24 protein-coding genes are annotated in these 26,783 nt (G+C 42.9%); 16 read left to right on the plus strand and 8 right to left on the minus strand.

Annotated features, from left to right (window positions below; genetic code table 11):
* Window positions 1–46: 46 nt before the first annotated feature.
* Complete coding sequence (gene gyrB / locus U5K72_03025) at window positions 47–1,984, minus strand: DNA topoisomerase (ATP-hydrolyzing) subunit B (protein MDZ7717779.1); 1,938 nt, start codon at window positions 1,982–1,984, stop codon at window positions 47–49.
* An 811-nt stretch (window positions 1,985–2,795) separates the two neighbouring features.
* Here gyrB and rpmB point away from each other — a divergent pair.
* The 11 genes from rpmB (at window position 2,796) to queA (ending at window position 12,530) form a co-directional block, all read left to right on the plus strand.
* Window positions 2,796–3,041 carry a 50S ribosomal protein L28 gene (gene rpmB / locus U5K72_03030; GenBank protein MDZ7717780.1) on the plus strand — a complete coding sequence of 82 codons (246 nt, stop codon included), beginning with the start codon at window positions 2,796–2,798 and terminating at the stop codon, window positions 3,039–3,041.
* Between the two features lie 3 nt (window positions 3,042–3,044).
* Window positions 3,045–3,209, plus strand: a complete 165-nt coding sequence (gene rpmG, locus U5K72_03035) for a 50S ribosomal protein L33 (GenBank protein ID MDZ7717781.1) — start codon at window positions 3,045–3,047, stop codon at window positions 3,207–3,209.
* Between the two features lie 14 nt (window positions 3,210–3,223).
* Window positions 3,224–3,394: a DUF4295 family protein gene (locus tag U5K72_03040; GenBank protein ID MDZ7717782.1), complete on the plus strand. Its 171-nt coding sequence runs from the start codon at window positions 3,224–3,226 to the stop codon at window positions 3,392–3,394.
* Window positions 3,395–3,639: 245 nt separating this feature from the next.
* Window positions 3,640–4,098, plus strand: coding sequence for a GatB/YqeY domain-containing protein (locus tag U5K72_03045; GenBank protein MDZ7717783.1), 459 nt, complete (start codon window positions 3,640–3,642; stop codon window positions 4,096–4,098).
* 7 nt (window positions 4,099–4,105) lie between these two features.
* Window positions 4,106–4,678 carry a CvpA family protein gene (locus U5K72_03050; protein ID MDZ7717784.1) on the plus strand — a complete coding sequence of 191 codons (573 nt, stop codon included), beginning with the start codon at window positions 4,106–4,108 and terminating at the stop codon, window positions 4,676–4,678.
* Complete coding sequence (gene tyrS, locus U5K72_03055) at window positions 4,675–5,889, plus strand: tyrosine--tRNA ligase (GenBank protein MDZ7717785.1); 1,215 nt, start codon at window positions 4,675–4,677, stop codon at window positions 5,887–5,889. Before U5K72_03050 ends, tyrS begins: the two co-directional genes overlap by 4 nt.
* 72 nt (window positions 5,890–5,961) lie before the next feature.
* Window positions 5,962–6,414, plus strand: coding sequence for a MarR family transcriptional regulator (locus U5K72_03060; GenBank protein ID MDZ7717786.1), 453 nt, complete (start codon window positions 5,962–5,964; stop codon window positions 6,412–6,414).
* Window positions 6,415–6,626: 212 nt separating this feature from the next.
* Complete coding sequence (locus U5K72_03065; GenBank protein MDZ7717787.1) at window positions 6,627–9,044, plus strand: DNA internalization-related competence protein ComEC/Rec2; 2,418 nt, start codon at window positions 6,627–6,629, stop codon at window positions 9,042–9,044.
* A gap of 153 nt (window positions 9,045–9,197) precedes the next feature.
* Window positions 9,198–9,413 carry an exodeoxyribonuclease VII small subunit gene (xseB, locus tag U5K72_03070; protein MDZ7717788.1) on the plus strand — a complete coding sequence of 72 codons (216 nt, stop codon included), beginning with the start codon at window positions 9,198–9,200 and terminating at the stop codon, window positions 9,411–9,413.
* Between the two features lie 8 nt (window positions 9,414–9,421).
* Complete coding sequence (dxs, locus tag U5K72_03075) at window positions 9,422–11,347, plus strand: 1-deoxy-D-xylulose-5-phosphate synthase (protein MDZ7717789.1); 1,926 nt, start codon at window positions 9,422–9,424, stop codon at window positions 11,345–11,347.
* A gap of 181 nt (window positions 11,348–11,528) precedes the next feature.
* Window positions 11,529–12,530 carry a tRNA preQ1(34) S-adenosylmethionine ribosyltransferase-isomerase QueA gene (gene queA, locus U5K72_03080; GenBank protein MDZ7717790.1) on the plus strand — a complete coding sequence of 334 codons (1,002 nt, stop codon included), beginning with the start codon at window positions 11,529–11,531 and terminating at the stop codon, window positions 12,528–12,530.
* A gap of 82 nt (window positions 12,531–12,612) precedes the next feature.
* On the opposite strand, the gene U5K72_03085 is transcribed toward queA, so the two are convergent.
* A complete protein-coding gene (locus tag U5K72_03085) occupies window positions 12,613–12,822 on the minus strand; it encodes a hypothetical protein (protein ID MDZ7717791.1) in 210 nt (69 codons plus the stop codon).
* A 230-nt stretch (window positions 12,823–13,052) separates the two neighbouring features.
* Between U5K72_03085 and U5K72_03090 the strand changes: the two genes are divergently transcribed.
* Window positions 13,053–13,286 (plus strand): addiction module protein, encoded by a 234-nt coding sequence (locus tag U5K72_03090; protein MDZ7717792.1) that lies wholly within the window; start codon window positions 13,053–13,055, stop codon window positions 13,284–13,286.
* A gap of 643 nt (window positions 13,287–13,929) precedes the next feature.
* Here the strand turns inward: U5K72_03090 and U5K72_03095 are convergent.
* Window positions 13,930–14,958: a hypothetical protein gene (locus U5K72_03095; GenBank protein ID MDZ7717793.1), complete on the minus strand. Its 1,029-nt coding sequence runs from the start codon at window positions 14,956–14,958 to the stop codon at window positions 13,930–13,932.
* A 147-nt stretch (window positions 14,959–15,105) separates the two neighbouring features.
* On the opposite strand from U5K72_03095, the gene U5K72_03100 reads away from it, so the two are divergent.
* Together U5K72_03100 and U5K72_03105 are read left to right on the plus strand one after the other, a co-directional pair.
* Window positions 15,106–15,558, plus strand: coding sequence for a nuclear transport factor 2 family protein (locus U5K72_03100; protein MDZ7717794.1), 453 nt, complete (start codon window positions 15,106–15,108; stop codon window positions 15,556–15,558).
* A 416-nt stretch (window positions 15,559–15,974) separates the two neighbouring features.
* The gene (locus tag U5K72_03105) at window positions 15,975–16,580 is read left to right on the plus strand and encodes a helical backbone metal receptor (GenBank protein MDZ7717795.1); all 606 of its coding nucleotides are present in this window, start codon (window positions 15,975–15,977) and stop codon (window positions 16,578–16,580) included.
* 523 nt (window positions 16,581–17,103) lie between these two features.
* Here the strand turns inward: U5K72_03105 and U5K72_03110 are convergent.
* The 5 genes from U5K72_03110 to U5K72_03130 all read right to left on the minus strand — a co-directional run bounded on the left by U5K72_03110 (window position 17,104) and on the right by U5K72_03130 (window position 23,483).
* Entirely contained in the window at window positions 17,104–18,192 is a 1,089-nt protein-coding gene (locus tag U5K72_03110) for an HlyD family efflux transporter periplasmic adaptor subunit (protein ID MDZ7717796.1), read from the minus strand.
* Between the two features lie 3 nt (window positions 18,193–18,195).
* Window positions 18,196–18,882 (minus strand): DUF4956 domain-containing protein, encoded by a 687-nt coding sequence (locus tag U5K72_03115; GenBank protein MDZ7717797.1) that lies wholly within the window; start codon window positions 18,880–18,882, stop codon window positions 18,196–18,198.
* The gene (locus tag U5K72_03120) at window positions 18,875–19,660 is read right to left on the minus strand and encodes a polyphosphate polymerase domain-containing protein (protein MDZ7717798.1); all 786 of its coding nucleotides are present in this window, start codon (window positions 19,658–19,660) and stop codon (window positions 18,875–18,877) included. The genes U5K72_03115 and U5K72_03120 overlap by 8 nt, the downstream gene beginning before the upstream one ends.
* Window positions 19,661–20,209: 549 nt before the next feature.
* Window positions 20,210–20,761: a T9SS type A sorting domain-containing protein gene (locus tag U5K72_03125; protein ID MDZ7717799.1), complete on the minus strand. Its 552-nt coding sequence runs from the start codon at window positions 20,759–20,761 to the stop codon at window positions 20,210–20,212.
* A gap of 1 nt (window position 20,762) precedes the next feature.
* Window positions 20,763–23,483, minus strand: coding sequence for a CotH kinase family protein (locus U5K72_03130; protein MDZ7717800.1), 2,721 nt, complete (start codon window positions 23,481–23,483; stop codon window positions 20,763–20,765).
* 184 nt (window positions 23,484–23,667) lie between these two features.
* On the opposite strand from U5K72_03130, the gene U5K72_03135 reads away from it, so the two are divergent.
* Complete coding sequence (locus U5K72_03135; GenBank protein MDZ7717801.1) at window positions 23,668–24,627, plus strand: hypothetical protein; 960 nt, start codon at window positions 23,668–23,670, stop codon at window positions 24,625–24,627.
* A gap of 451 nt (window positions 24,628–25,078) precedes the next feature.
* Window positions 25,079–26,779 carry a tetratricopeptide repeat protein gene (locus tag U5K72_03140; GenBank protein ID MDZ7717802.1) on the plus strand — a complete coding sequence of 567 codons (1,701 nt, stop codon included), beginning with the start codon at window positions 25,079–25,081 and terminating at the stop codon, window positions 26,777–26,779.
* Window positions 26,780–26,783 lie beyond the last annotated feature (4 nt).

Raw genomic sequence — 26,783 nt, forward strand, 5'->3', positions numbered from 1 at the left:
ATCTTATAAAAACACTTTTCACTTTTGCCTTTTTAGTTTTCACTCATTAAATGTCGAGAGTAGCATATTTGGAGTTTTGTTCGATGAACTCTCTTCGTGGTTCAACATCTCCTCCCATTAAGGTAGAGAACATCTTATCTGCAGCAGCAGCGTTTTCCACAGTTACCTTCTGTAAAGTTCTTGTTTCGGGATCCATTGTGGTTTCCCAGAGTTGTTCGGGGTTCATTTCTCCAAGACCCTTATAGCGTGAAACATCAAACTTAGTTCGTGATTTTTTGAGTTCTTTAACGAGCTTATTTCTTGTCTCCTCATCCCAGGCATATTCAATTTCGCCGCGGCTTTTTGTGATTCTGTACAGAGGGGGAGTGGCAATGTAAACATGACCGTGCTCAATCAGTGGATGCATATACCGATAGAAAAAGGTCAGAAGCAATGTCCGGATGTGAGACCCGTCCACATCAGCATCTGTCATAATGATAATTTTGTGGTAACGAAGCTTCTCTAATTCAAACTCCTCTTCGTGGCCAACACCCGTTCCGAGTGCGGTAATCATCGCCTGTATCTCTTTGTTTTCAAGGATCTTATTAATCTTGGCTTTTTCTACATTTAAAATTTTACCACGCAAAGGTAGAATGGCTTGAAAACTTCTGTTTCGCCCCATTTTTGCAGATCCGCCGGCAGAGTCACCCTCAACGAGATATACTTCACTGTGAGCCGGATCTTTAATTGAACAATCCGCCAGTTTTCCGGGGAGTCCGCCGCCGCTCATTACACTTTTACGCTGGATCAACTGGCGCGCTTTTCGTGCAGCTTCGCGAGCTTCGGCTGCAACAATTACTTTCTCCAGGATTTTTTTGGCGGTTTTTGGATTCTGCTCGAGATACTCACTCAATTTTTCATAGAGAATAATCTCAACAGCGCTTTGAACTTCCGAGTTACCAAGCTTGGTTTTGGTTTGGCCTTCAAACTGCGGTTCAGCAACTTTAACACTGAGAACGCATGTCATCCCTTCGCGAAAATCTTCGCCCGATACCTTAATTTTGCTGTTCGATTTAATGATGTTGTTTTTATCCGCATAATTTTTAAAGCACCGGGTTAATGCACGCCGAAAACCTGAGATATGCGTTCCGCCTTCGCGCGTATTAATATTGTTAACGTAAGAGTGGACATTTTCGGTGTAACTGTCATTGTACTGGATTGCCACCTCAACGGGCACATTATCCTCCTCGCCTTCAATATACATCGGCTCATCCATTAGAGGCTCACGTGATTCATCAAGATATTTCACAAAATCTTTTACACCGCCGGAATAGTGAAAGCTAACTTTTCCTTCATCTTCCTCTTCAGCTCGTTCATCAATAATATCAATAGAAATTTGCGGATTCAGGAAAGCAAGCTCCCGCATTCGGTCTGCAATAATATCAAATTTAAACTCAGTTGTTTGAGTAAAAATCTCCGGATCGGGCTTAAATTTGATAACAGTTCCGGTGTCTTTAGTTTTGCCGGTCTTCTTGAGAGGCACCTTTGTGCCGCCCTTTTCAAATTCCATTACATAGATCTCTCCATCCCTGTGAATTTCTGCATAAAAATGGGCAGAAAGCGCATTCACACAACTGACACCAACACCGTGCAAACCACCGGATACTTTGTATGATTGCTTATCAAATTTTCCGCCGGCGTGCAGTTTGGTCAAAACAACTTCAACAGCGGGTAGATTTAGTTTTGGATGAGTATCTACCGGAATACCACGTCCATTGTCCATAATTGTAATGGAGCCATCATCATGGATGGTTACTTTAATATAATCGCAATAGCCGGCGAGAGCTTCATCGATAGAGTTGTCAACAACCTCATTGATTAAGTGGTGGAGACCACGCTGAGCGGTATCTCCAATATACATAGAGGGTCTTTTCCGAACAGCCTCAAGTCCTTCTAATACCTGAATATTCTCTGCTTTATAATCGGATCCTTTTTTTCTTGCCATTAAACGGGGGTTGAGTGTTATTGTAGATAGCCTCTGTAACGCATAAAATTACCGTTTATAAGCGCAAATTCAAAAAAAGAATGGTATTTCTTCAAAAAATTATGATAGTCGGTGAGGGGTAATTTCTAAGCTGTGTGAGAGGCGGTTTAAGTCTTATTTAATTCAAACACATTATACCTAATAATTGAAAAAAAATGAAGTGTTTTATTGAGTCTGGTACTTTCCTGTTTGAAAACACGATGTGCGATTATAATCCCCATCAAAATGCAACGTGTTAAGTGAGTTAATTATGGAGTGAATCTATTTGATGAATAATATTTAGCCCGTCCCGGATCTTATTCTTTGATATATAAAGATGAATGCAACTGTGTTAATTCAATTAATCATTATTTGAGAACTCGGGTTAAAAAAAGCGCTGCAAGTAGCTATTTGAATGAGGGCGCATTCAAAAAATCTCTGATGTCAAGTGTAAGTATGAAATGTAAATATGCAAAAGATTAACAGATCAGTGGTAAAGTTTCCATCACATGTTAATGTGATATATCGGTTTTTTGAGAACCCGCTACCAATTGAGTTCAAGAAGCAATGTCAATTGTTTGAATGGGACATGTTTAGAGACTGATCATTCTCCAAATTTTTTAGTGGAAAATATCAAGCATAGTTTACACCAGTAGGGGGCATTTATCATGCTTTTAATGATTGTTTTCGGCGTGATACTGAGAATTGATTTTAGATAGAAATATTAATTGAAATTAAATCCATTTAACTTTATTTTTAAAGTCTATCAAAAATTCAGATAACAACAATTTATATGGCACGCAAAGACGATATTACTGGTAAATCAGCGCTGAATGGATATCGATCGTCTAAATCGAACAATAAGACCAAGCACAAGTTTGAACAGAATCTCCAGAAAAGACGATTTTATATTCCTGAAGAAGATCGATGGGTTACGCTGAAAGTGTCAGCCAAGACGTTAAGAACCATCAACAAGAAGGGAATTTCAGCGGTTCTGAAAGAAGCCAGGAAGAAAGGAACATTATTAAAAGAGGTATAAGTTATGGCAAAAGGTAATCGTATACAGGTAATACTTGAATGCACGGAAAAACCCGGCAGCTCTCGATATGTAACGATGAAGAATCGAAGAAATACAACAGAGAGACTTGAACTGAAGAAGTATAACCCGGTTTTGAGAAAGCACACCGTTCACAAAGAAATTAAGTAAAACAAGGTACACCCATGGCTAAACGACAGATATTTGGCGAAGAAGCAAAATCGTTGAAACAAACACACCGTAAAATGGCAAAAGTAATTATTTCAACGAAAAACGAACGTGGCAAATACGCGTTTAAAGAGACTATTATAGACCAGGAAAATGTTTCTGATTATATTCAGAAAAATAAGTCCTGAGATCTCAGATAAGAATTTGAAAAGGTTTCATCCTAAAGGGTGAAACCTTTTTTTTTGCAATCTGTTTTCTATCATACATACTAATGGAACTGAATCTAATTACAGTCATCCTGAACTTGATTCAGGATCTCCAATTGTTATGAGGATAGGGGATTCTGAATCAAGTTCAGAATGACGAACTTTGGGTTCTGTTTTTGTTAATAAACTCTCATTACATTACAGGAAAAACTTTACCATAATCTATCATGAGTTTAAAAAAGAGAATTTTAGATGATCTGAAAACTGCCATGAAAGCTAAAGAGGCAGATAAATTGAATGTGCTGCGATCACTGAAGGCAAAGTTGCTGGAAAAAGAGATCAGTGAACGAAAAGGAGGCGAAGCTTCACTTAGCGACGAACAAGTAGTGGAAGTTCTGATGAAAGCTGCCAAGCAGCGAAAAGAATCCATTGAACAGTTTGAGGAAGGCGGCCGTGATGACCTTGTCGAGAAAGAAAAGTTTGAGTTGGATATCATCGACAAATATCTGCCTGAAATGATGGATGAAGATGAAATTCGTGAGGAAGTAAAAGAACAGATCGACAAAATGGGTGCAACCGATATGAGCGATATGGGTAAAGTAATGGGTGCACTTATGGGCCGGTTAAAAGGCAAAGCAGAAGGAGCAACTATCAGTAAGATTGTAAAACAGGAACTCTCAAAATGACAGAACCATGAACTTTCTTGATATCATCATCATACTGCCAATTGCATATTTTGCATATAAAGGGTTTGACAGAGGATTTATCAAGGAAGTTTTTGGAATTGTGGGGATTGTACTTGCCGTTTACATCTCGTTTGAATATATGGGTACCATATCTGGAATTTTAGCTCCTCATGTTGAAAACAGGGACCGATCCACGATTGTTACAGGAATCATCTTATTTATTATTATTGTTGCTGCTGTCCAAATTGTGGGTTTTGCGCTTGAAAGATTTATTGATGTGGTACAATTAGGATTTTTGAACAAACTTGCAGGAATGATTTTTGCCGGACTGAAAATAGCTGTGATTATCAGTGCAACACTGCTGCTGCTGGCAGGGATGGGAGTTCCGTCGGAAGAAACTACTTCAAATTCTGTTTCATACCCTGTGGTTATTTATGTAGCACCCGCTGCTTTTGATATTGTTGCTGCCATGGTACCGGGTACGGAAAATTTTATTAATACAATTGAACGATCAATACAGGAAAACAATACACTTAGAGAATTGCCAATTTTTGAAAAGTTAGATACACTAAATACATGAGCTTTAAACCCGTCGAAGAACAATTAGCCGTTATAAAAAGGGGAACGGTGGAAATAGTCCCCGAACAGGAATTAGTTGAAAAACTAAAAAAATCAATTAAAACCAATACCCCTCTCAAAATAAAACTTGGTGTGGACCCTACTCGTCCGGATCTGCACCTGGGACACTCCGTAATTTTGAGAAAATTGCGCCAGTTCCAGGATTTGGGCCACGAAGCGATTTTAATTATCGGAGGATTTACAGCCATGATTGGCGACCCCACCGGCCAAAATAAAACGCGACCGGCACTTTCTCTTGAAGAGGTGAAGGAAAATGCGGAAACCTACATCAGCCAGGCCCAAAAAATCCTGGATGAAAGCAAAACCACGCTCGTAAATAATGTGGAATGGCTGGGCGATATGAGCTTTATGGATGTGGTTCAACTCTCCTCAAAGTTGACTGTTGCCCGAATGATTGAACGAGATGATTTTTCCAAGCGGTTTGAAAACAACGAGCCAATTTCTCTTCACGAGTTTTTATATCCGCTGGCACAGGGACAGGATTCTGTCCACCTCGAATCGGATGTAGAGCTGGGAGGTACTGATCAAAAATTTAATTTATTGGTAGGACGCGAGCTTCAAAAAGCCGACGGACAAGAACCACAAGTTTGTTTGATGATGCCGTTACTTGTAGGAACAGACGGGTCGATGAAAATGAGTAAATCGTACGATAACTACATTGGGATTGATGAACCGGCCAATGATATATATGGAAAGGCCCTTTCTATTCCCGATGAATTGATCTATACCTACTTTGAACTGGTGACAGATATTCCTATTGAAAAATTAGAATCAATCAAAAAGAAAGCTAAAGAAGACCCCAGAAATACAAAACATGATTTGGCTTTTGTTATTACTCGAATGTATCACGGAAGGCAAGCTGCAGAAGGGGCTCGAAAGCATTTTGAGGAAACTGTAATCAAGAAAAATATTCCTGATGATGCTCCTGAATTTCATTTTGAGCCTGGATCAACCCACCGATTGCTGGACATTATTTCGGATGCGAATATGACTTCGAGCAATGGTGAAACGAAACGAATGATGAAGCAGGGCGGAGTTTCTTTGAATGAGGAAAAAATTAAAGACCCCGGGCATGAAATTACATTTGAGGATGGAAAGGAGTATGAGTTGAAAGTTGGAAAACGAAATTTTGCCAAGTTGTTTGGCGGTTAGAAAAGCAATACTACTGAGTTTCCACAAAAATCCTATATTCTATTGTTGTCTAATGACTTAATCTAAAACAGTATGGGTACACATTATCCCGGTACGAAATCGGAAAAGAAAACATTGAATGCGTTCATCAAGCTGATGAGGGCAACTGAGTCGATGAATAACCGGTTAAACAGGCACCTTGCTGAGGCCGATCTTACATTAAGTCAATTTGGAACCCTGGAGGTCCTTCATCATCTCGGGCCGTTGAATCAGCGGTCAATTGGAGAAAAGCTTTTGAAGAGCGGTGGTAACATCACCATGGTGATAGACAATCTCGAAAAATGTGGTCATGTAAAACGAAAGAGAGATCCTGATGACCGCAGAGCTGTTTTGATTCATCTCACCCCTCAAGGCGAAAAATTTATTGAGGACTTTTTTCCTAAACATCTCGAAAAAATCAAAGAAGAGTTCAGCGTGCTTACCGAAGAAGAGAAAGATACGTTGGCGAGTATTTGTAAGAAGTTGGGTTTGAAGGAAGAGGAATAATTGATCCCTGGCTAATTTGGAAGATGCGTGAAAGTCTTCGGTTGAGTAAAATAGAAATTAACTATATTCACTCATTCGATCATCTGCATATCTGCGTGATTTTTTAACAATTAAAAATATAACAAAACAGCCAAGTCTCGGTATTTTCTCTTATCTCAGTCCCAATCAAATAATATTCTGTAAGGATTTCAGATTCTACGGTTCATACAAGTATGAGGGACAGAGACTCATACCGTTTTCCATTCGCTTCGCATCCGGCCGTGCGAATTATGCTCCTGATGGTGATTGGTATTTCAATCACCACAATTCTGTCTTTATCCATAAAATCTGTGCTTTTACTATTAGCAGTAATTACCTCTGGCTGGATTCTGTTTGAGTTTGTATTGAGAAAGAAACTTGTCATTGCATCCAGTTATGGTGCCACGGTATTCTATTCGTTGTTGGTTGTTACCGCATCGATGGCATTGATAACTTTCCAATCCGAGCGGCTTTCTAATCAAATAAAAGAGTCTGAACCGATTGGGTTCTATGAGTGGGATGAATTAATAATACAGGGTGAGATTGCAACTTCAGGGAGAAGTAGTACCGGACGAAATGTCTTTACGATTGACGTTCAAAGAACTACTCTGCCCGAAGGTTTAACCTGGGATGAAGAGTACAAAATACGACTCTATGCAGATTCATTATCGGGCCAAAAACTTTCTGTGGGAGATGAAGCTGAACTACAGATCAGAGTTTATGAATTCCCGGAACAGCAAAATCCCCATCAATTTGATTATGGCGCATGGCTTCATTCAAATGGAATTTCTGCCCATGGTGAACTTCAAACTGTAATTACCGTTGACAAAAACAGTGGTATAAATTTTGGAATTGCCCGGGAAAAGGTGCTCAAAAATATCGATCAATTATTTAATCGTGAAGAAGCTTCTCTTGCAAAAGCCCTTTTGTTAGGCTACAAAGACGATCTGACTCCCGATGAGAAACAGGAGTTTAACAGAGCCGGCCTGTCTCATATCATGGCCGTTTCTGGATTACATGTAGGATTTATAGTGGCTCCATTCTGGTTATTAATTCCATTCCTGTGGGGTTCAAGAAAGGGCAAATGGTTAGGACTCATTGGGCTTACAGTACTACTGATTTTGTATGCAGGCGTTACCGGATTTAGTCCATCGGTCAGTCGGGCATCCTTAATGGCATGGCTTTTAACCTACGGCCGGCTGTTTCACAAAGTACGAAACTCCATAAATATTACGGCAGTTGCTGCTATTATTTTACTATTGATTGACCCCTCTCAACTTTTTGATGCGGGATTTCAGCTTTCATTTGGCGCTGTATTCATTATTCTTTTGGTGATGCCGGAAGCTCAGCGGCTTATCCCTCAGAAATATCGGTTCAAATGGTTGGGCGGTTTATTTACCATTATTCTTGTATCCATTGTAGTTCAACTTGGGCTGTTTCCTATTCTTACAACGTATTTTGGTGAATTTTCTATCGTTGGTCCGATTTCGAACGCATTGGTTATTCCGTTTTTAACGATTGTAGTGCCGGTCGGGTTGCTGGTTGTGGTTCTTTATTCACTTCTACCGGGTGTAATTGGAATCTTTGCAATTCCAGTTGAATACCTGTTGGGGTGGATTCAGGGAGTAGCATCTGCTACAGGCGGGAGCAGTGTAAGTTATATTCGGGTAGATGATATATCATTATCTGTTTTTCTGATCTGGTTCTTTGCCATTCTGGCAATCTCAACCATTCGTATCCCAAAGCTGCGGTGGAAAATGGTTATCTGTCTGCTGCTGGCGGTAAATGGGTTTTTGGTTGAAAATGTTATCAAAGAGACTCAGCCAAAGAAGCTGAAAATAACATTTTTAGATGTAGGCCAGGGAGATGCCATTCATATACAAACACCGAACAGAAAGCATCTGATGGTGGATGCGGGACGATGGTCCCCCGGCGGAAATAGTGGCGAAGATGTGATTCTGCCATACCTGGAGGAAAATGGAGTTCAACGATTAGATGGAATATTGCTATCGCATCCGCATGCTGATCATATTGGAGGGATTACGGAAATCATCGAAAATATTCCTGTGGATACGATTTATCAAACTCGCGCGGATTATGATTCAAATTTGTATCAAAGTTATATGAATCTGGCTGAAGAAAAAGAGATCCCCATAAAATATCCAATCGCCGGAGAGATATTGAACATTGATCCTTCCATTCGATTATTTGTGATTGGACCGAATTCGGGGGCGGAGTCATCAAACATCAACAATCACTCGTTGGCTTTTAAATTGGTTTATGGAGATACATCGGCACTTTTCAGCGGTGATGCCGAGGTTAAGCAAGAGAACCGGATGGCTTCAAATTATGGTGAATTTTTAGAATCAGACCTTTATAAAGTGGGTCATCATGCCAGTAATACAAGTTCTTCTCAATCTTTTATGGAATTTATTCAACCTGAGGTAACAGTGGCATCTCTCGCATTTGAAAACCGGTTTCGGCATCCGGGTCTTGAGGCGGTTAGCAGATTGCATCAGAACAGCAAAGTACAAAATTACACAAGTTTGAATGGTGCAATTATTTATGAATCGGATGGGAGTTCTTTCAAAAGGATAAACTGGAAAGATTAGTCAGAGAGGAAGGCATTTTTATAGATACGGTCCTGGTATAAAAAGATCATCTACTATGAACATTAATTCGTATTTTCACTATAACCATTTGGTTTGATGCTATTCGTTAAGAGGCTTACTTTTCAGTGTATTTACTATCAATAGAAATTAATTATGGCAAATAAGGAACGCCCCAGTTTCGAAGAGGCTTTAGAGAAGTTGGAGACAATCGTTGAAAAACTTAACGATGAAGATATTACACTTGAAAAATCTGTTGAACTCTATGAAGAAGGGCTAAAACTTTCAAAAATTTGTTCAGAGACGCTTGAAAATGCCGCACTCAGAATTGAGCAGATCGATCAATCTACAAATACTGATAAGCAAGTATAAATTGCACCATGGAAGAATCGTATACACCAGAACCGGGAACGCTCTTAAAGGAGATCTATACCCCGTCTGATCTTAAAAAATTAAATCCGGAGCAGCTGCAGCAAGTTTGTGATGAACTTCGCGAATTTATTATCGATATGGTTTCTGTGCATGGGGGTCATTTTGGAGCCAGTCTGGGTGTAATTGAACTCACTGTAGCACTTCATTATATCTATAATACCCCTGACGATAAAATTATCTGGGATGTGGGTCACCAGGCCTACGGTCATAAGATTTTAACCGGCCGTCGTGATCAGTTTCATACAAACAGGCAGTATCAGGGATTATCAGGTTTTCCAAAACGGTCTGAAAGCGAATACGATGCCTTTGGTGTTGGACACTCCAGTACATCCATTTCCGCTGGACTTGGAATGGCTATTGCACGCGATCTGAATAAAGGAAAAAACAAAGTGGTATCTGTAATTGGTGATGGTGCAATGACAGGAGGTATGGCATTTGAAGCGATGAACAATGCCGGTGCCCTGGAGTCGGATATGCTGGTAGTATTGAACGACAATAATATGTCCATTGATCCGAATGTTGGTGCCCTCAAAGAATATTTGGCTGAGATTACCACGAGCAAAACATTCAATAAAATGCGGGACGAAATTTACGATCTGCTCGGTCATTTTAAATCTGCCGGCGATAAAATGCGGAAGGTGGCTTCTAAACTGGAGCGGGCAATGACAGCCGCAATTACTCCCGGAGCTCTTTTCCAGGCGCTGGGTTTTAAATATTATGGCCCGGTTGATGGACATAACGTGGATGCTCTTCGTCGCCACTTAGAAGATTTGCGTACTGTATCCGGTCCCAAACTGCTGCATATTGTAACGGTGAAAGGAAAGGGTTTTGCCCCTGCTGAGCGTGAACAAACAAAATGGCATGCCCAAAGCAGCCCATTCGATAAAATTACCGGTCAACCGCTGGCCGCGCCCAAAAAAACAAAAAATCAGCCCCCAAAATACCAGGATGTTTTTGGACAGGCATTAGTCGAATTGGCTGAAGAAAACGAAGATATTGTAGCTATCACTCCGGCCATGCCAAGTGGTTCAAGTCTCTGGCCGATGATGAACACGTTCCCTGATCGCGCTTTCGACGTTGGTATTGCCGAGCAGCATGCTGTTACCTTTGCTGCCGGCTTGGCTACACAGGGCAAGAAACCGTTTGCTGCTCTTTACTCCACATTTTTACAGCGTGGTTATGATCAGGTTGTCCATGATGTAGCTGTTCAAAACTTACCGGTAGTATTCTGTATTGATCGCGCCGGACTTGTTGGAGCCGATGGTCCGACCCATCATGGATTGTATGATATTTCCTACCTCAGGGCATTGCCGAATATGGTTGTTTCCTCTCCAATGAATGAGCAGGAACTCCGTGATATGCTTTTCACAGCTTCAAAATATAATGAGGCTGCATGGGCAGTACGATACCCCAGAGGCCGCTCAACCGGAATGGACATTCGAAAAGAGTTCCGTGATGTTGAATTAGGAAAAGGCCGGATTATTGCTGAAGGTGAAAAAGTGGCGATTTTGAGTTTTGGCCCGATTGGAAATTATGTTTTAGATGCCAGAACCGAACTCGAAAAAGAGGGCATCACTCCCGGCCATTTTGATTTGCGGTTTGCCAAGCCACTGGACACGGAACTGATCGATCATGTGTTGGCCAATTACGATAAAATAATAACCATTGAAGATGGCACGAAGCTCGGTGGATTTGGCTCTGCTGTAGCTGAGTATGTTGCGGAACAGGGTGTTGCCGTTCCGGTAAAAATTATGGGCGTACCTGATCGAATTGTTGAACACGGCACGCAACGAGAACTTCACGATGAAGTCGGCATCGGCCCCGATGGAATTGTTCAACAGGTAAAAGCAATGTATGGTGTATTGGTTGAATGACTTAGACTCTCCCATTGAGGGGAGACAGAGTTTTTCAATCGTTCTTGAAAAACTCAGAGGGGTGTTCGCGTAATCGCAGAGGACATCCCCCGAGTTCGTTCGCTGGACGCTCACTCACTTTCCCCCTTCGAAGGGGGAATTTTAAAAGCTTCAACATTAGATTTAAGTATACTATTTACCCTTGTCTCTAACACTCGATGACTTCGACTACAACCTCCCCGAGGAACTGATTGCCCAAAAACCGGCTACTCCCCGCGATCATTCACGACTTCTTGTGTATGATCGATCATCTAAAAAAATCACCGATGATTATTTCTACAATATTGGTGATTATCTGCCTGAAAAAACTTCACTTGTAGTCAATAATAGCAAGGTGGAGAAGTGTCGATTACTGTTTGATGATGGCAAAATGGAGATTTTTGTCACCAAATCCATCAATGATAAAACCGTTGAGGCGATGGTTCGGCCCGGTAAAAAGTTCAAGCCGGGTAAGAAAGCAGTACTTACCGATCAGCTTTCAGCGGAAACAAGAGATATCACCGAAGATGGATTGCGGATTATAGAGCTATCCCATCCACTGGATGACCCACTCTTTGAATCACATAAGTATACCCCGTTTCCGCCCTATATCGAACGGGATGAATCACTGGCGGACCGGTATCAAACCGTATATGCCAAAGACAAAGGAAGCAAAGCAGCCCCGACAGCAGGCCTCCATTTCACACCTCAATTAATAAAAAAACTAAAGAAGCAGGGGATACAAAAAAAGGAAGTTACACTGCATGTGGGTTTAGGTACGTTTGCCCCGGTTAAAGCTGATAAAATAGAAGACCACATTATGCACAGTGAGTGGTTTCAGATAACAAAGAACCAGGCCGATGCATTAAATAAATCCAGGAGTATTACGGCGGTGGGCACTACAAGTGTTCGGGTGTTGGAATCTGCTCCAAAAGAGGGCGGATCGTTTAAAGCCTGTTCAGGGGATACGGATATTTTCATCACACCCGGCTATGAATTTAAGTCCGTCGATCACCTAATTACCAACTTTCACCTGCCCAAAAGTACGTTACTGATGTTGATTTCAGCCTTTGCAAGTTTGGAGGAAGTAAAACGAATCTATAATCATGCTGTTGAAGAGAAATACCGGTTTTACTCCTTTGGGGATGCGATGCTGATTTTATAGTTAGAAAATCCGCGAAGTTTAAATTATAAAGGGAGGCAGATGTCTAAAAATTAGAAAGATATCTTCAGGAAACTTTGCGGATTCAGGATTCCTCCTCATACTGACTCTTATAAGCCTTCGTAATCCTTTGATTCATGTGGCTCTTATAATTTTTAAACTCGTAGCGGCTCACTTTAAATTCGGAATGGTAATTTCCGTCGTTGCAATCCACATTTAATTTTTTGGGATCATCCGTTTCTGTGATGGTCACACGGATATTTCCCAGTTTGTATGATGCTACTTCTTTCGGCATTCTTGCAAAGGGTTCAAGGTTTAAGGTCTAAAGTCTAAGGACAAAGATAAAGATATGGGAATTAGTGAAGAATTATGAAGTGAAGTAAAGCACTAAGGAAGCAGAGATTCGGAGAACATATTCTTGGCGACTCGTTGCGGTTTTTAAATTGGCGGTTTTTAATACTTGAATAATGCGCGTGGAAAGTCGTTATTTGTATGTACAAAAAGTGTTACAATAATCAGAACATAATGAGTGAGAATTCAACGAAAAAACTGATTGAAGAGATTGAATCCTTGCCTATTGAGGAAAGAGCAAGGTTTGCCGATTCGGTATTAAAGACGTTAAGTCCTGTTGATTCAGAAATCGAAAAAAAATGGGTTAAAACGGCTGAAAAACGCCTTGAAGAGGTTAAAGCAGGAAAAGTAAATACTATTCCCGGAGAGAAAGTCTTCGAAAAGATTCAAAAACGATTTTCTAAATGAACTACAGTTTTCACCCTGAAGCTGAAGAAGAATTTATAAAAGGAGAAGTTACCCCAATATTTTCATATTAAAATATCTAAGACAAATATAATCAGTGTTTTATAATTTTTATAAAGTGGAAATGGTAAACATGGGAGTGTAATGGGCCTTGAATAGTTGGCGGGAAAAAGGACAACGAGTGAACCGTGAGATGAATCCTTTCATACCGGTGAGAAGCGAAATTTAAGGGCTAAAAGCGTGATGGACCATTGAAAGGATTCCACGGTGAACTCGGATCCGCCGCCAAGTATTCACAGCCTTGATTTTTTTCGTTCTTTTGTATCAAGACAAAAGAACAAACTACATGTAACATGTTTACATCATAAAAATGGGGTAAGTCCTCTTATAAAAGCCATTGATTTTTATGAGGAGCAAGAAAGGGAGCTCGGGTTAGATTTTTCCATTGAGGTGTATGAAGCCATTCAGAGAGTTTTAACAAATCCTAAATCTTGGATATAAATATCTAAAAAAATCAGACGAATCTTGCTCCAGCGCTATCTATTTGGAATTCTTTATCATTTCGATTCACAGGCAAAAAAATTTTCATTATAGCTGTTATGCATCTGCGCCGTGAGCCTGATTACTGGAAGGAACGAATTTAATTCTACCTCGTCAACTGCCGTTTCCGGCGTCCGTCTGCATTCATCAGGTAGATGTGAGGTTCGCCCTCTTCTGTTGCCAAATAAGCGATTCGGCTGCCATTAGGAGACCACGAGCCATGAAATTCATGATACGGTGAATTGGTGAGCTGCTCCGTTGTTCCATCCTCCATATGATAGATATACAGATCAAAATATCCGGATCGATTTGAAGTGAAAAGAATTTTATCTCCCTCCGGCGACCACACCGGCGAAATGTCGATTGCCGGAGATTCTGTAAGTACTCTCATTTCAGAACCATCGGCATTCATTACGAACACATCAAACGAACCCAGCCGATTGGAGATAAAAGCAATTTTTTCACCATCGGGCGACCAAACAGCATCGATATCATACGAATCTGAGTTCGTTAATCTTGTTTGATTCGATCCGTCTGCATCCATCGCGTAAATTTCAGGACGATAATCTCTGTCGGATATAAATACAATTTTACTGCCGTCAGGAGAGAAACGCGGATGGACATCTGTCGCCATATTATCGGTGACGGCAACACGATCTTTTCCCCGGCGATTCATTGTATAAATTTCGTAATCACCTACTTCATCCCTGAAATGTGCTGTGATTGTTTTTCCGTCTGGTGCCCAGGATGGACGATAGCCATCCCGTGCATAGGTTTCATAAAGTCCCTTTACATTATACACAACCGAATCTGGCGGAAATGGCGGGGTTTCCGGCGGACGGTCGGAATAGTAAGCCAAATTCATTCCGTTGGGAGCCCATTCGGGGTACATATCATTGGCGGGGTGATCCGTGATCTGTTGCTGTTCCATACTCCAGATATCAATGGCGTAGATATTAAAATTGCCGGAGTATGATGCTGCGTAGGCAATCACCATACCGTTAGGTGACCATGAAGGGCCATTGTGAAGACTTCTTGGCTCATAGGTTTGACCAAAAAGTAACGCAGGTATCAACATTATAATAAAATAAACCAGCGATACCTTTATAGATCGATAAGAGGTTTGAGTGTTCATGATGTCACCCTTATTGTGTAACAATGTCGATTTTAATAAGATGCAGAACGGGAGTCAATTATTATGTGATGTTAAAACCCGGAAAATATCTTAAGCCATACTTCTTATATTCATTCAATGATTATTTTACACAAAAACGTTCGGTCTATGAAAAAATTGAGCTCAATTCTACTGCTTCATCTCCTTTTGATGCCCGCACTGTTTGCACAGGAAATGGATGAAAATGAGGTTCTCGAAAATTTGCTCGAAGAGTTTTTATCCGGAGCTTCCGAAAATAATGCTGAAATACACGACCGGTTTTGGGCAGAAGATCTGATCTACACCAGTTCAAATGGCGAGCGTGTGACTAAAAAAGATATTATGGATGGTTTGTCGGAGAATCCTGAAAATAGCAGTCAGCAAATGCCGCAATATCATGCAGAAGAAACTCAGATTCAGTTGTTTGATGACATTGCTGTGGTTGCATTTAAACTCGTAGCGATTTCACCAAATCCAAGCGGAGAAGAACGACTCGAATTCTACAACACCGGCACCTTTCAAAAACGTAATGGCCAGTGGAAAGCTCTGGCCTGGCAGGCTACCCGAATTCCTGAGGAGTAAAAACCTCCCCTCTTGAGAGGGGATAAGTGAAGATATAAAGGCGAAGCCGATTATATCAAACAAGGGGTGTGTTCACGTTTATTTATAGATATACAACGAACGTCAGGCCCGTACTTTATATTAGCGGGACAAGCACAAGCGAGACGCTTGCGCCATCAGATTTTAGGTGAATAGCTCCCTCTTGAGAAGGGAAAGTGAAATGAGCGCTTAGCGAATGAACTCGGGGTGTGTTTCGCTGGTGCTACCACATACGTGAACACACCCCTGATAGCTCCGCTGGACGCTTTGCTATCTGTGCCCTTTCGAGAGGGGAGCTTTAAAAACTTAAATTAAATTCCAAGTACTTTATATGCCACCAAAATCAATCGTCAGCCTCGTCCCGTCACTCACCGAACTTTTATTTGATTTAGGTCTTGGTGAAAACGTTTCGGGCAGGACGCGATTTTGCATTCATCCGAAAGAAAAGATTGAGGCAGATTCCGATTGTAGGCGGAACGAAAAATCCGAGATTGGATAAAATTCGCGAAATTAAGCCGGACCTGATTATCGCCAACAAAGAGGAAAACCGACAGGAAGATGTCGAGGAGTTAAAGCGCGATTTTGATCTGCATGTGACAGAGGTTGGCAATATCAATGAGGCGTTATTTACCATTCATGATATCGGCTGGAAGTGCGGGGTTGAAGAGAAAGCCAAAGAAATGATTCACAACATCCAGGAGCGGATGGAAAATGTGCCCGATGAAAAACCGATGTCTGCCGCCTACATGATCTGGCGCGATCCCTGGATGACCGTCGGCGGCGATACCTATATCCACTCCGTGATGGATCACTGGAAACTGGAGAATGTTTATGCAGATAAAACACGCTACCCGAATATATCTCTTGAAGAATTATCCTATAAAAAACCTGATGTGGTTTTGCTGAGCAGCGAACCCTATCCGTTCAAAGAAACACATATCAAAGAAGTAAGTGAGTATTGTAAGAAAGACAAGCATTATTCTTGTCAACGGCGAGTGGTTTAGCTGGTACGGGTCGCGGATGTTAAAAGCGTTTGAGAAGTTGAATGTGCTGCGGCGGGCAATTGCGTGATGAAAATGTGCTTTGAGTCAGCCGTCTGACCGCTTTGAGCGGTCTGACGACTATGTTGATTTTACTCGTTCCACAAGCTCCGCTTCTATTCCCCATCATTGCAATATTGAAGTATTGAAGTCCCAAACTGGCGCAAGTGTTCAATCCGGTATTTGAAAGCAACCATTGGAAGATTGCAGGATTTGTCTTGCCGGAAGAATTATTCTGCCATCTGTAAATCAAGGATGTCACTTGTGCCCATGCTTTTTTTCAAGGGCAAGGGGCACAAGTGACGCTTCGCTGAACACTTGCGCCAGTTGGGAAAGGAGGAATTTGAAATCCCCCTTTGAAGGGGGAAAGTGAAATGAGCGTTTAGCGAATGAGCTCGGGGGATGTCCTGCGAGGGGCACAGACGAACACCCCTCTTGATTTCTCAAGAACATTTGAGAAATCATGTCTCCCCTGAAAGGGAGAATGTTACGGCGCTAAAACAATATCAACCAACTCGCCGGGCATCAGTTCAACATTGGCAGAATCAGCCATAGCAATTTTTACAGGCAATCCGCTTTCAAAGATGGCGCCGGGGCGCTGTAGGTTTCTTTGCAGGAGCCGGATGTGTCCACCTACTTCCAGAATAGTTGAATCAAAAAAAGTTCGATCAGCTTTTCGGGTTCGAACCTGTACATCCATACCCACTTCTGGGATTTGTGCAAAGGGTTGTCTCACATATCCAACAATATGAGTTGGTTCGCGGGATTCAATTACCAAAAGAGAATCTCCGCGTGATACAAACTCTCCCCCAACATTTTGTACCGAACTGATCACACCACTGATGGGGGCATAAAACGGAGTGGGGCCAAACTCAGCCAGAATCGCCTCCATCTGTTGTTCCTGAACTTTGATAGCCGCTAAAATGGGATTCCGATCGCGTCGATCTCCATACGAGGTATACTCTTCAATCTCCTGGATTCGGCCGGAGTAATACTCCAGCATATTTTGATATTCCCGGACCTGCACATTAAAAAGTTCCAGTTTTGTTCGTACCGAATCAAAACGCTGCTCAGAAATCAGGTCGCGATTCCAAAGATCTTCAAATCGTTCAAATTCAGATTTGGCCTGCTGTTGTTGAAGCCTTGCCTGTGCCAGGGAAATTCGCGTTTCCATCTGGCTGATTTTCAGGTCCTCGAGGTCTAAACGAACACGCTGTTCCGCTAAAACAGGTTCTCTTGTCTGTTTGATCCGTTCAATTTCAGCCTGAATCAGGTCCAACTGAGCCTGCAGATAAACGCTATCTCGCGGAAAAACCTGGCCCAGCAATTGTCCCTCTTGTACATTATCGAATGGTTCATAGTAAAAATTGATAACGGTTCCATCCACCGGGCTTGAGATGGCAGCTCGTTCTCCAACTACTTGTCCAATAAGCGTGGGGTGACTTGTAGTGTCTCGCCACAAATAGATAACAGCCGCTCCAACACACAAAAATACAATAATGGGTAAAACACGAACACGCAGTTCCCGCAGGCGTTGTTTCCATGGAATTGGTATCGGTTCAAACTGCTGAGCCATCTCTTAAACCTCCGATTCGTCTTCAGCCCGCATGCTGCTTACATCAGAAACTCCTTCAATCTGTTTGATTTCAGAAAGCAGCAAGTCCACTTTTTCCGGATCACGCAAAAGCAAACGGTATGAAAGGTGTGTTTTATCCAGATCTTCATCAGATCGTTGCGAAGCGAGACGTGTTTTAAGGGAGTGTCGGTTTAAAAAATTTCTGAGATAATCGAGACGGGACAGAGGCTGCGACCAATGGAGATTTAAAATCAGGTCGTACCGCTGACGCGATCCAAAATTTGTGAACCAAATGAAGATAAGTGCGGATGATGCGACTGCAGTGCCCACAAGTGCCGTCGAGAATTTTTGAGTGCCGCACGCCATTCCAATTACGATGAGAGACAGAATGTAGGCAGTATCAAGCGTATCACGTAAAATATTTCTGAAACGGACGATGGCAAAAACGGCGAGAAGACTGAAAGCGGTGATCAGGTTGTTGTCGAGAACCATCATTACAAGGGCAACCGTAATGGGAATGATAATCAGCGAGCTCACAAAATTTCTTGAATAGGAAAGCCCGGTATGCGTGTACATATAAATCCACGCCAGGATCTGGCCGCACATAAAAGAAAGAAGCAGTCCCAAAAGTAAGGTCGGCAGATCCGTTGGGATGGGTGCCGTATCGCCAAATTGAAACCATTCATTCATGATAAACCGGTGTTGTGTTCATTCCTTTTTCAATTCTGTTGAAGCGGATAAATTCAATACTGTCTACATATTTTGAAGCCGATTCACGCCTCAGGTGAAACCGCTGTGTCAACTCATTCAGCCAATCGGGGAATCGGTTTGTAAACTTTAATTCCAGGATGACTGTATTCCCAAACACTGAGAATCCTCCGGACTGTCGAGCTTCAAACCCACCATGATGAACCCGGCTGCCTGTCACATCTCTGTCAATCGTGACCCGCACATCGTTTGATCGTCTTTCTTCATAGGCTTCCCGCATGTATGTGATGTGCATTTTGGGTGATGCCTGAAGTTTACCTTTCAGGAGGCAAAAATGTTCAAGGGCATCCAGTTCAGTCGGAGAATTTTTTACAAGATGATTTTTCGTGGGGGCATGTCCGTCCAGCAGATCCTGTATAACATCCCGATGAACCTGCGCCCGTTTTTTGTGAATCACGCGATTACGACGCTGTTTAATCTCGAAAAATATTGGAGAGTCGTCTGAGTCGTAATATCGCAATCTCAATTTATACCGATTTCGGTCTCCGTTGACCGTACGATGGTAGGTGTTCAATCCCGGGGAATCGAGGTAGAGGCTGTGAACCGGGTACGATCGGTTTGGGTTGTCTGCTCCATGCGGATCGCATTCCAGGTAGTTCTCCACAAAAAAGCGAATTTCCTGCGCCTTCGACTCGCTGATGCGGTACTTCAGCTCAAAGCGTTGCTTCTGAAAAGTTCTGCTCCATAACGGTTTATTTATTTACAGAATAAAAAAATGGCTGGAGTTTAAAAAGTCTCCCTTTCCAGGGGAGACAGAGTTTTTCAAAAAGTTCTTGAAAAACTCAGAGGGGTGTCCAGTTCGTGCCACGGTCATCCCCCTCGATCAGCCAAAAATACTTTTGTCTGATCCTACCCCCTTCAAAGGGGGAATTTTACTACTTCACTACACTCATTTTTTCCTCGATCCGAAGGTCCTCCTTCGGATCGCAATATTTGAAGCTCTGCTTCTGGTCAAAAGTTGAATATGAAGAAGAGCTTCTGTACGAGTTAAAAGCTAAATTAGGGGGATAACCCGTTGAGTCGCGAGTACACCCCTCTGGCTTTTTCAAGAACATTTGTGCAATTGTTCAGCGGCCTGAATCATACAACCTGGCAGAGTGCCGTGCTTTTTCGGCTCCTGCCAGAGTTGTTGGACAAAGAAAATGCCTTTTGAAATAGCAATCCGCGACTCTTGCAGGAGCTCTCTGCCGTTCGCACTCTGCCAGGTCGCTAAACGCTCATTTCACATTCCTCCTTCAAAGGGGATTCATTATTTCACTACACTCATTTTTTTAATCTCTGAAAAATCATCTGTTAAAAGCCGATATAAATAGATACCGGTTGCCAATCCACTCACATCTACATCCACATGATGGCGGCCGGAGTCGGCTTCTCGGTCTTCCAGCGTGGCGATGTGGCGGCCGTCAATCGAATAGAGGTCAATTTTTACATGTTGATCCGACGGCAAGTCATACCGGATCGTAGTATATGGATAAAACGGATTGGGATAATTTTGAAACAATCGAACTTGCTGCGGCGGACCGGGATCTTCACCCAACAATGGTTCGGATGTAACATGAATCTCTGAAATATTCAGCATGGAGCGCTGACCACTTTCTTCATCCACGCGTTCCCCGGAGTAATAATATCTCCATAAAAGCTGGACGTTCGGTTGATCTTCCGCATCGGCGGGAAGGGTTACCGGCCCGATGGATTCGAAATGCCCCGCTTCTTCGTTTCGCACATACTCAACCTGGTTTCCCTCTTCATCCAACACATCCCGAAAAGGTTCATCTGCATCTGTTCGATATTGCAGGCGCAAATTATAAATTCGTCGAGTTGGGTTCTACGGTTCCGGCTGTCCAGTTTACTCGTACTGAACCCTGCCCCTCCGTATTCAAAAAGAGAACAGCGCCGCCCAACCGGGTTCCCGGGTAGCCGTAATTTCCATCGCTATTTCCAGTATTGATAAAGGCGAATCCATCTGCACCCAGCCCGTTAATCCGGGTTCTGGAATCCAGATTATATACGCCCTGTGTCACACCCGCTATGGATGCATTCAGTCCCGGTTCAGTTTCATCCATATAGACAAAAGCCATCGATTCGGGATACGTGTTTGCCGGCGCAACGGCGTACCATTCCGAAAAGTGATAGCTGGTGTCTGCCAACACATGAGGCTCAAAATCAGCCAGGGAAAGATCTTCAAAAACGGCGGTGATGTTATCAGTTGTATCCGGTAGAACGGTCAGTTCCTGTTCATACACCTGTTTTCCATCCACAACCCAGTGCGAATGTTGATTGCCGATTTCGGGATCTGTTTTTAGGGTAACGGGAATCCCCGAAAAGTAAGTACCTGTCCACGGATAGGCATCGGCTGCAATGCCGGGCGTTTCGGGCGAAATCAACAGAGAGTTTACGCGGATTTTTCCCTGATCTGAATTTTCCAGATTAACAGTAATGGTTTCTGTGGATTCAATCCCAAAATGATTAAGAATATTTTGCCACAAAAAATCGGGCCGCTTTTCTGCGAATCTTCTCATTCCGTTTACAAAACCATTCCACTGACCGATATGCGTTGGATAGTGCCACCTCTGGATAAATTGAGGCATCTCCGGTGCAATTTGGTTCTGAAACCGGTCGATGATATCCAACACCCGATCTGTTTGGAATGAGGTATTCAGATGGTCTGCCATCCGGTTGATGAAATCGTGCTTGAAGGATTCGTTTTCCAACAAGTTTCGCATTATTAGGTTGGGCCATTCGGCCCCCTGGTATCCGTCGGGGCGGGTGACCCATGAAAGCATGTTGTTATTCGGTTCGCGCGTGAAACCGAAACTGGCATCCAGGTCATAAAACATCCATCGCCAGCGTCCGTCGTGACCTGCCGGCGAATTTTCATTATAGGGTATATCAAGTCGCCAGAAGTCGATATTACCATGCGGCCAGTCGGTATTGATGAAATAGATTTCGGCGGTAAAGTAATCCAGGTAATTGTCTATGTCCATCAGGGTTTTTACGGAATCCATATTGGCTTCAACAGAGAGATCTTCGGAGTCGATGAAATTCACCATATCCTGATAAGGCCAGTTGGTGCCGTATTCAATCTCCCAGCGGTTGGTCAGGTAGTCGATATTATCGCCATCCACGCCATAAACCCGTTCCAGGTAATTATCGTCGAACCGCTCACGGATGTTGTGAATGCCCCAATACTCCCCGTTGATATACACAACCGTGGGCCGGTACGCCTGCGTATCCATATTAAAATGCCGGACGATTTCATGCGCCGCCGCATCCCGAAACATGGTATATCCCTGGTCATTTCCTGAATTTCTGAGGATCAACCGCTCATATTCATCATAATCTTGATTGGGAAAAATCTCGTAGTTGATGCTGCTCTCACCATAATCGCCGCGTGCATAAAGCCGAAGACTCTTTTGGGCATACCGCCTTGTATAACTCCCGTGAATCCGCACGCCAATCTGTTGAGAAACCTGCAACTCTCCATTCTCATCAAAAAATTCAAAGGAGGATTCCCGCTCCCAGTTTTCCCCGCGTTGGTAGTAATTGCCGGTATCATCCCGACCGTCGTAATGCACGCCGGGAACGTAGATTCCCTCCTCCTCTCCAAAAAAATTGAGGCTGTCTGTGGTGATGGAGATCACCGGGAGTTGGTGTTTACTACTGCCTTCCGGGAACACAAAAAAGGTATATGTAGATTGAGATGGTTGAAATCCCTCCTTCACCGCTTTTACCCGCAAAACCGTTCCTTTGGGAATCAGCACATCCGGTTCTTGAAATCCGTACCGGCCGCCCATAAAATTGGTGGGAATGGTTGAATATGAATTTGGCTCGCTGCTTCTGTCTGTGATGGAGATGGGGCCATCATACACCGCAGATTCTTCCGTCGGGGTTGATCCGTCCAGCGTGTAATAGAAGGTAACATCCTCGCGGGAATGGGAAATTTCGAGATTAAAGGCAGATGTGTAAAAACCCGGTTCGTTAGAAAGATCGGGTTCTTCCAGAGGATCATTCATCGCTTCTGTGGTATTGGCCTCGCCCGGGGTTGGTTCATCAAACCGAAACCATTCGCCGGTGCCGTCGGGTTGGCGGCCTATTGAGATATCCTCCTCCAATTCTCTTTCGGGGGATTGATCCAGGAGCGTTCCGTCGGAATGAGTTAAGAACACCTCTTCGCCACCGGCCGACACGCCGTAGTTTGTATGAAGTTCTGATCCCGGAACGGATCGATCTTTATCAGATGCCCAGATCAGCATAAAATCTCCCGGCTGAATAGTGGTGTCGGGGAAGGCCCATTTGAACGGTTCGTCGCCATCATCCGAAAGGCCAAAGCCCGAAAGGTTGATTGGTTCATCGCCGGAGTTGAAAATTTCGATCCAGTCTTCGAAATCGGCGTCTTCATCGGCCAACGTGGTTTCGTTGGAAGAGAGGATTTCGTTGAGGTGTAGGTTTTGAGCAAAGAGAGGAGTGAGGCCGAATCCAAAAAGGAAAAAGATGAAAACGAATTTTTTAAATAGGGTAGTCATTACGCCTCTCAGTAAATTAAGGACCGGTGATGAAAACGGTCTAAGGATGTAGTAAAATAATCAGACTACAAACAAATACAACCTATTCCTTTGCAATTCATTTGAGCAGTCAATATCTATCTTATAGAAGAAAAGGATGTGAAAAATTTCAGCAAGAGATTCAAATTTATCAAACGGACCAAGTATGAAAACAATCCTGCCTATTTTAGTCTTTTTAGTCGCCAATTTCACGTTCGGTTGTTCTGATAATTCAACCGACCCGAAAGAAGAGGAAGAAAACGAAAAAACATCTACAAATTATGTGTCTGAGGTTTACTATTTAACCGGCACGGAGATTGACAGAGATCCCGACTGCTTTCCTTGCACGGTAGAGTTTGAATACAGCTATGATACAACGTGGGTGGCCTCAGTCGTATCGGTGAAATACCTGGAAGAAAATCCCGACTCGGTCCAGTTTTTTGGACTCAATGGTGCAAATTCCGGGCGCAAATCTGCTTTCCCACAAAACTGTAGAGAGAGCGAGGTACTTTATGAGTATTGTGTTTATGCATCATACAATAACGGGTTGATAACATTGGACCTTTTTAGATCGGGTTATTTATATGAGGGAGAAGGATCACTACAAAATGACGAGTTGCAGATCAATGGCTTGTTTAAGTACAGGGGAGATAGTGTTGGATATGATTTGTCTGGTCGAAAAATTGAAGGACTTGGCGGGTTAGGGGAACCGGAGTATCCTCACACCGGCCTCTACTTCGTAGGTGGCGAAAAAAGAACAACCAGCTATTCCGATTGGCCCATCCCTGAAGGAGAAGTGCCGGAGGTTGAAACTGAGCGAGTTGAGTTTTCAATCCATCTAAAAGTACAGGATGACCAGGAAACGATTCGATTTGTGGGACTTCACGGAGCCGATGCCGGTGAGATGGAAAATCGGGTCTATCCCGATTGCACGGTTTCAGAAGATTGTGTGATTCTTGGACAATCAACCGGCACGGAGTCGTTTGAAATTGATATAGAAAACAATGGACGAACATTTACAGCAACCGGAAATGCAAGGAGTACTGATTTTCAACTCAATGGCCAATATCAATATCAAAATGTCACGATTGATTATGACTTAGAGGGGCAAATGTATATTGAGTAGTAGAAGAATAATTTGAGATCTCTGATATGCGGTATGCGATCTCAGATCTAAATTTTCAAAGTCATCGGATAAGTGTTGGTGGCGTAAAACAAAAATTAAAATAGTTCCACTCATCCGATGACTGAAACCTTCGCATATCTGAGATCAAATATCTCCAATCGCATATCAAGCCTTCCAACAAAAACTTCCCTAACATCCCTTTGCAAAGAATGGTACATTTATTGAACATTCAGGTGGTTTAGAATGAAGTTCAAGTTTTTGAAAAGAACAAAGATTTTGTCATTCTGAACTTGATTCAGAATCCCCATATTTTAATACGACAGGAGATCCTGAATCAAGTTCAGGATGACCGATACAAAGTTACTCTTTTCATAATCTCGAAATCTTGAAATTATAATTACTTTTCCATTCGCTCGTTCTAAGAACGGCGAAGAACGAATTCATACAATTGATGATAAAACGATCCCTGCAATTTCTTCTCACAATCTTTTTGTTGCTTCCTGCGGCTATCGAAGCACAAGACACGACTTCTGTCGATGAAAATATGGCCGAAGCCCTGGACTACTACATCCAGGGCATCAACGATTTTGAAAACCAGGATTATGAACTGGCACTCGATAAACTGACGGCAGCTCACCTGAAATTGTCGGATCACGCCGGTGTGAATTATGCTTTGTCGGATGTGTACCTGGAGATCGATGATTATACAAATGCCGCCTACTATGGACAGATTGCAGCGGAACTGGAACCGGAAAACAAATGGTATCATCTGCACCTGGCGCGGGTTTACACTGAGTCGGGACGAAATGAGCAGGCGATCAATTCTCTGAATAAAATCCTCGAGTATCATCCAAATGATATAGATGTGCTCTATCGGCTGGCTGAAAATTATAAGGAGATTGGTCAGCTTGAAAAATCCAACGAGATGCTGGATAAAATCCTCGACCTGAGAGGCAGTGCTTTTGAAATTCACCTGAGTAAATTCCAGAATTACAATGCGCTCAACCAAAATGAGAATGCACTGGCCGAGCTTCAGAAAATGCGTGAATTGAACCCGGGAAATCTGAGTACGCTTCATACCATCAGCCAATTCTATCTTGAGCTGGATAAAGAGCAGGAGGCGAAAGATGTGTTAATGGAGGCGCGGGATCGAAATCCAAATGATACAAATACGCTGATTCTATTGGCAGAGATCTATGTCGAAAATAACAACTGGGAGGAACTGGGCAATACATTTGTGATGATGGTGGAGAACCCGATGATCAATCCGCGGCAAAAAATGGAACTTGTGCGCTTTTTGATGGTGAAATATCAAAACGAACCGGAGCAGAAAATTCTTGAGGAGCAAACCCGAAAAGTGATTGAGGCATTGAGCGAAGAGGAACCCGATTATGCTCCTGCCCAGTTGGTAGCTGCGGATTATTACCTGCAAAACAACCAGATGGAACGGGCACTGGTGAACCTGGAACGGGCTACGGAGATCAATCCGGACCAGGCGGAGGCATGGGCCCAGCGAATCCAGGTGCTGTTTAGTTTGGGGCGATATGAGGAAGTGATTGAACTTTCGGATCAGGCGAATGAAAATGCCCCCGATAATGCGTTTGTGCAATTTTTTACGGGAGCTTCGTACATGTTTGAAGGTCAGCATGAGCAGGCGGAAACCTGGCTGGAAAATGCAACGATGGCTCCATCGCGGCGAAATTTTCGATCCGCTATTTACGGAACTCTGGGTGATGTTAAACAGGAGCTCGATAAATGGGATGAAACCGTGGATGCATATGAACGTGCCCTTCGGCTCGATCCGGCAAATACCACAGCGATGAACAATTACGCCTATTACCTGTCGGTTAGAGAAGAGAATTTAGAAAAAGCATTGCAGATGGCAACGGAAGCCGTAGAATCCAACCCCGAAAACTCATCTTTCCTGGATACGCTGGGATGGGTCTATTTCAAGATGGAGAATTATGAACAGGCCCGAAACTACATTCAACAATCGATCGATACCGGTGAAGCAAGTGCCGAAGTATTTGAGCATATGGGAGATGTTTTTGAAGCGCAAGGCGATATGGATGCGGCCAGAGAATGGTGGCAAAAAGCATTGGACGAAGATTCCGAACGTACGCACCTCAATGAAAAACTCGAACAGATTTGATCGG

The organism is Balneolaceae bacterium, assembly GCA_034521495.1.
Lineage (GTDB): Bacteria > Bacteroidota > Rhodothermia > Balneolales > Balneolaceae > Rhodohalobacter.

Excerpts from the sequence above, each read along its gene's own strand:
- U5K72_03050 (MDZ7717784.1), top strand. The coding sequence starts at position 4,106 with ATGAACTTTCTTGATATCATCATCATACTGCCAATTGCATATTTTGCA.
- gyrB (MDZ7717779.1), bottom strand. The coding sequence starts at position 1,984 with ATGGCAAGAAAAAAAGGATCCGATTATAAAGCAGAGAATATTCAGGTA.
- U5K72_03135 (MDZ7717801.1), top strand. The coding sequence starts at position 23,668 with ATGAAAACAATCCTGCCTATTTTAGTCTTTTTAGTCGCCAATTTCACG.
- U5K72_03085 (MDZ7717791.1), bottom strand. The coding sequence starts at position 12,822 with ATGCCGAAAGAAGTAGCATCATACAAACTGGGAAATATCCGTGTGACC.
- tyrS (MDZ7717785.1), top strand. The coding sequence starts at position 4,675 with ATGAGCTTTAAACCCGTCGAAGAACAATTAGCCGTTATAAAAAGGGGA.
- rpmG (MDZ7717781.1), top strand. The coding sequence starts at position 3,045 with ATGGCAAAAGGTAATCGTATACAGGTAATACTTGAATGCACGGAAAAA.
- U5K72_03045 (MDZ7717783.1), top strand. The coding sequence starts at position 3,640 with ATGAGTTTAAAAAAGAGAATTTTAGATGATCTGAAAACTGCCATGAAA.
- U5K72_03065 (MDZ7717787.1), top strand. The coding sequence starts at position 6,627 with ATGAGGGACAGAGACTCATACCGTTTTCCATTCGCTTCGCATCCGGCC.
- U5K72_03040 (MDZ7717782.1), top strand. The coding sequence starts at position 3,224 with ATGGCTAAACGACAGATATTTGGCGAAGAAGCAAAATCGTTGAAACAA.
- U5K72_03110 (MDZ7717796.1), bottom strand. The coding sequence starts at position 18,192 with ATGGCTCAGCAGTTTGAACCGATACCAATTCCATGGAAACAACGCCTG.
- rpmB (MDZ7717780.1), top strand. The coding sequence starts at position 2,796 with ATGGCACGCAAAGACGATATTACTGGTAAATCAGCGCTGAATGGATAT.
- dxs (MDZ7717789.1), top strand. The coding sequence starts at position 9,422 with ATGGAAGAATCGTATACACCAGAACCGGGAACGCTCTTAAAGGAGATC.
- U5K72_03090 (MDZ7717792.1), top strand. The coding sequence starts at position 13,053 with ATGAGTGAGAATTCAACGAAAAAACTGATTGAAGAGATTGAATCCTTG.
- xseB (MDZ7717788.1), top strand. The coding sequence starts at position 9,198 with ATGGCAAATAAGGAACGCCCCAGTTTCGAAGAGGCTTTAGAGAAGTTG.
- U5K72_03060 (MDZ7717786.1), top strand. The coding sequence starts at position 5,962 with ATGGGTACACATTATCCCGGTACGAAATCGGAAAAGAAAACATTGAAT.
- U5K72_03140 (MDZ7717802.1), top strand. The coding sequence starts at position 25,079 with ATGATAAAACGATCCCTGCAATTTCTTCTCACAATCTTTTTGTTGCTT.
- U5K72_03100 (MDZ7717794.1), top strand. The coding sequence starts at position 15,106 with ATGAAAAAATTGAGCTCAATTCTACTGCTTCATCTCCTTTTGATGCCC.
- U5K72_03130 (MDZ7717800.1), bottom strand. The coding sequence starts at position 23,483 with ATGACTACCCTATTTAAAAAATTCGTTTTCATCTTTTTCCTTTTTGGA.
- U5K72_03115 (MDZ7717797.1), bottom strand. The coding sequence starts at position 18,882 with ATGAATGAATGGTTTCAATTTGGCGATACGGCACCCATCCCAACGGAT.
- U5K72_03095 (MDZ7717793.1), bottom strand. The coding sequence starts at position 14,958 with ATGAACACTCAAACCTCTTATCGATCTATAAAGGTATCGCTGGTTTAT.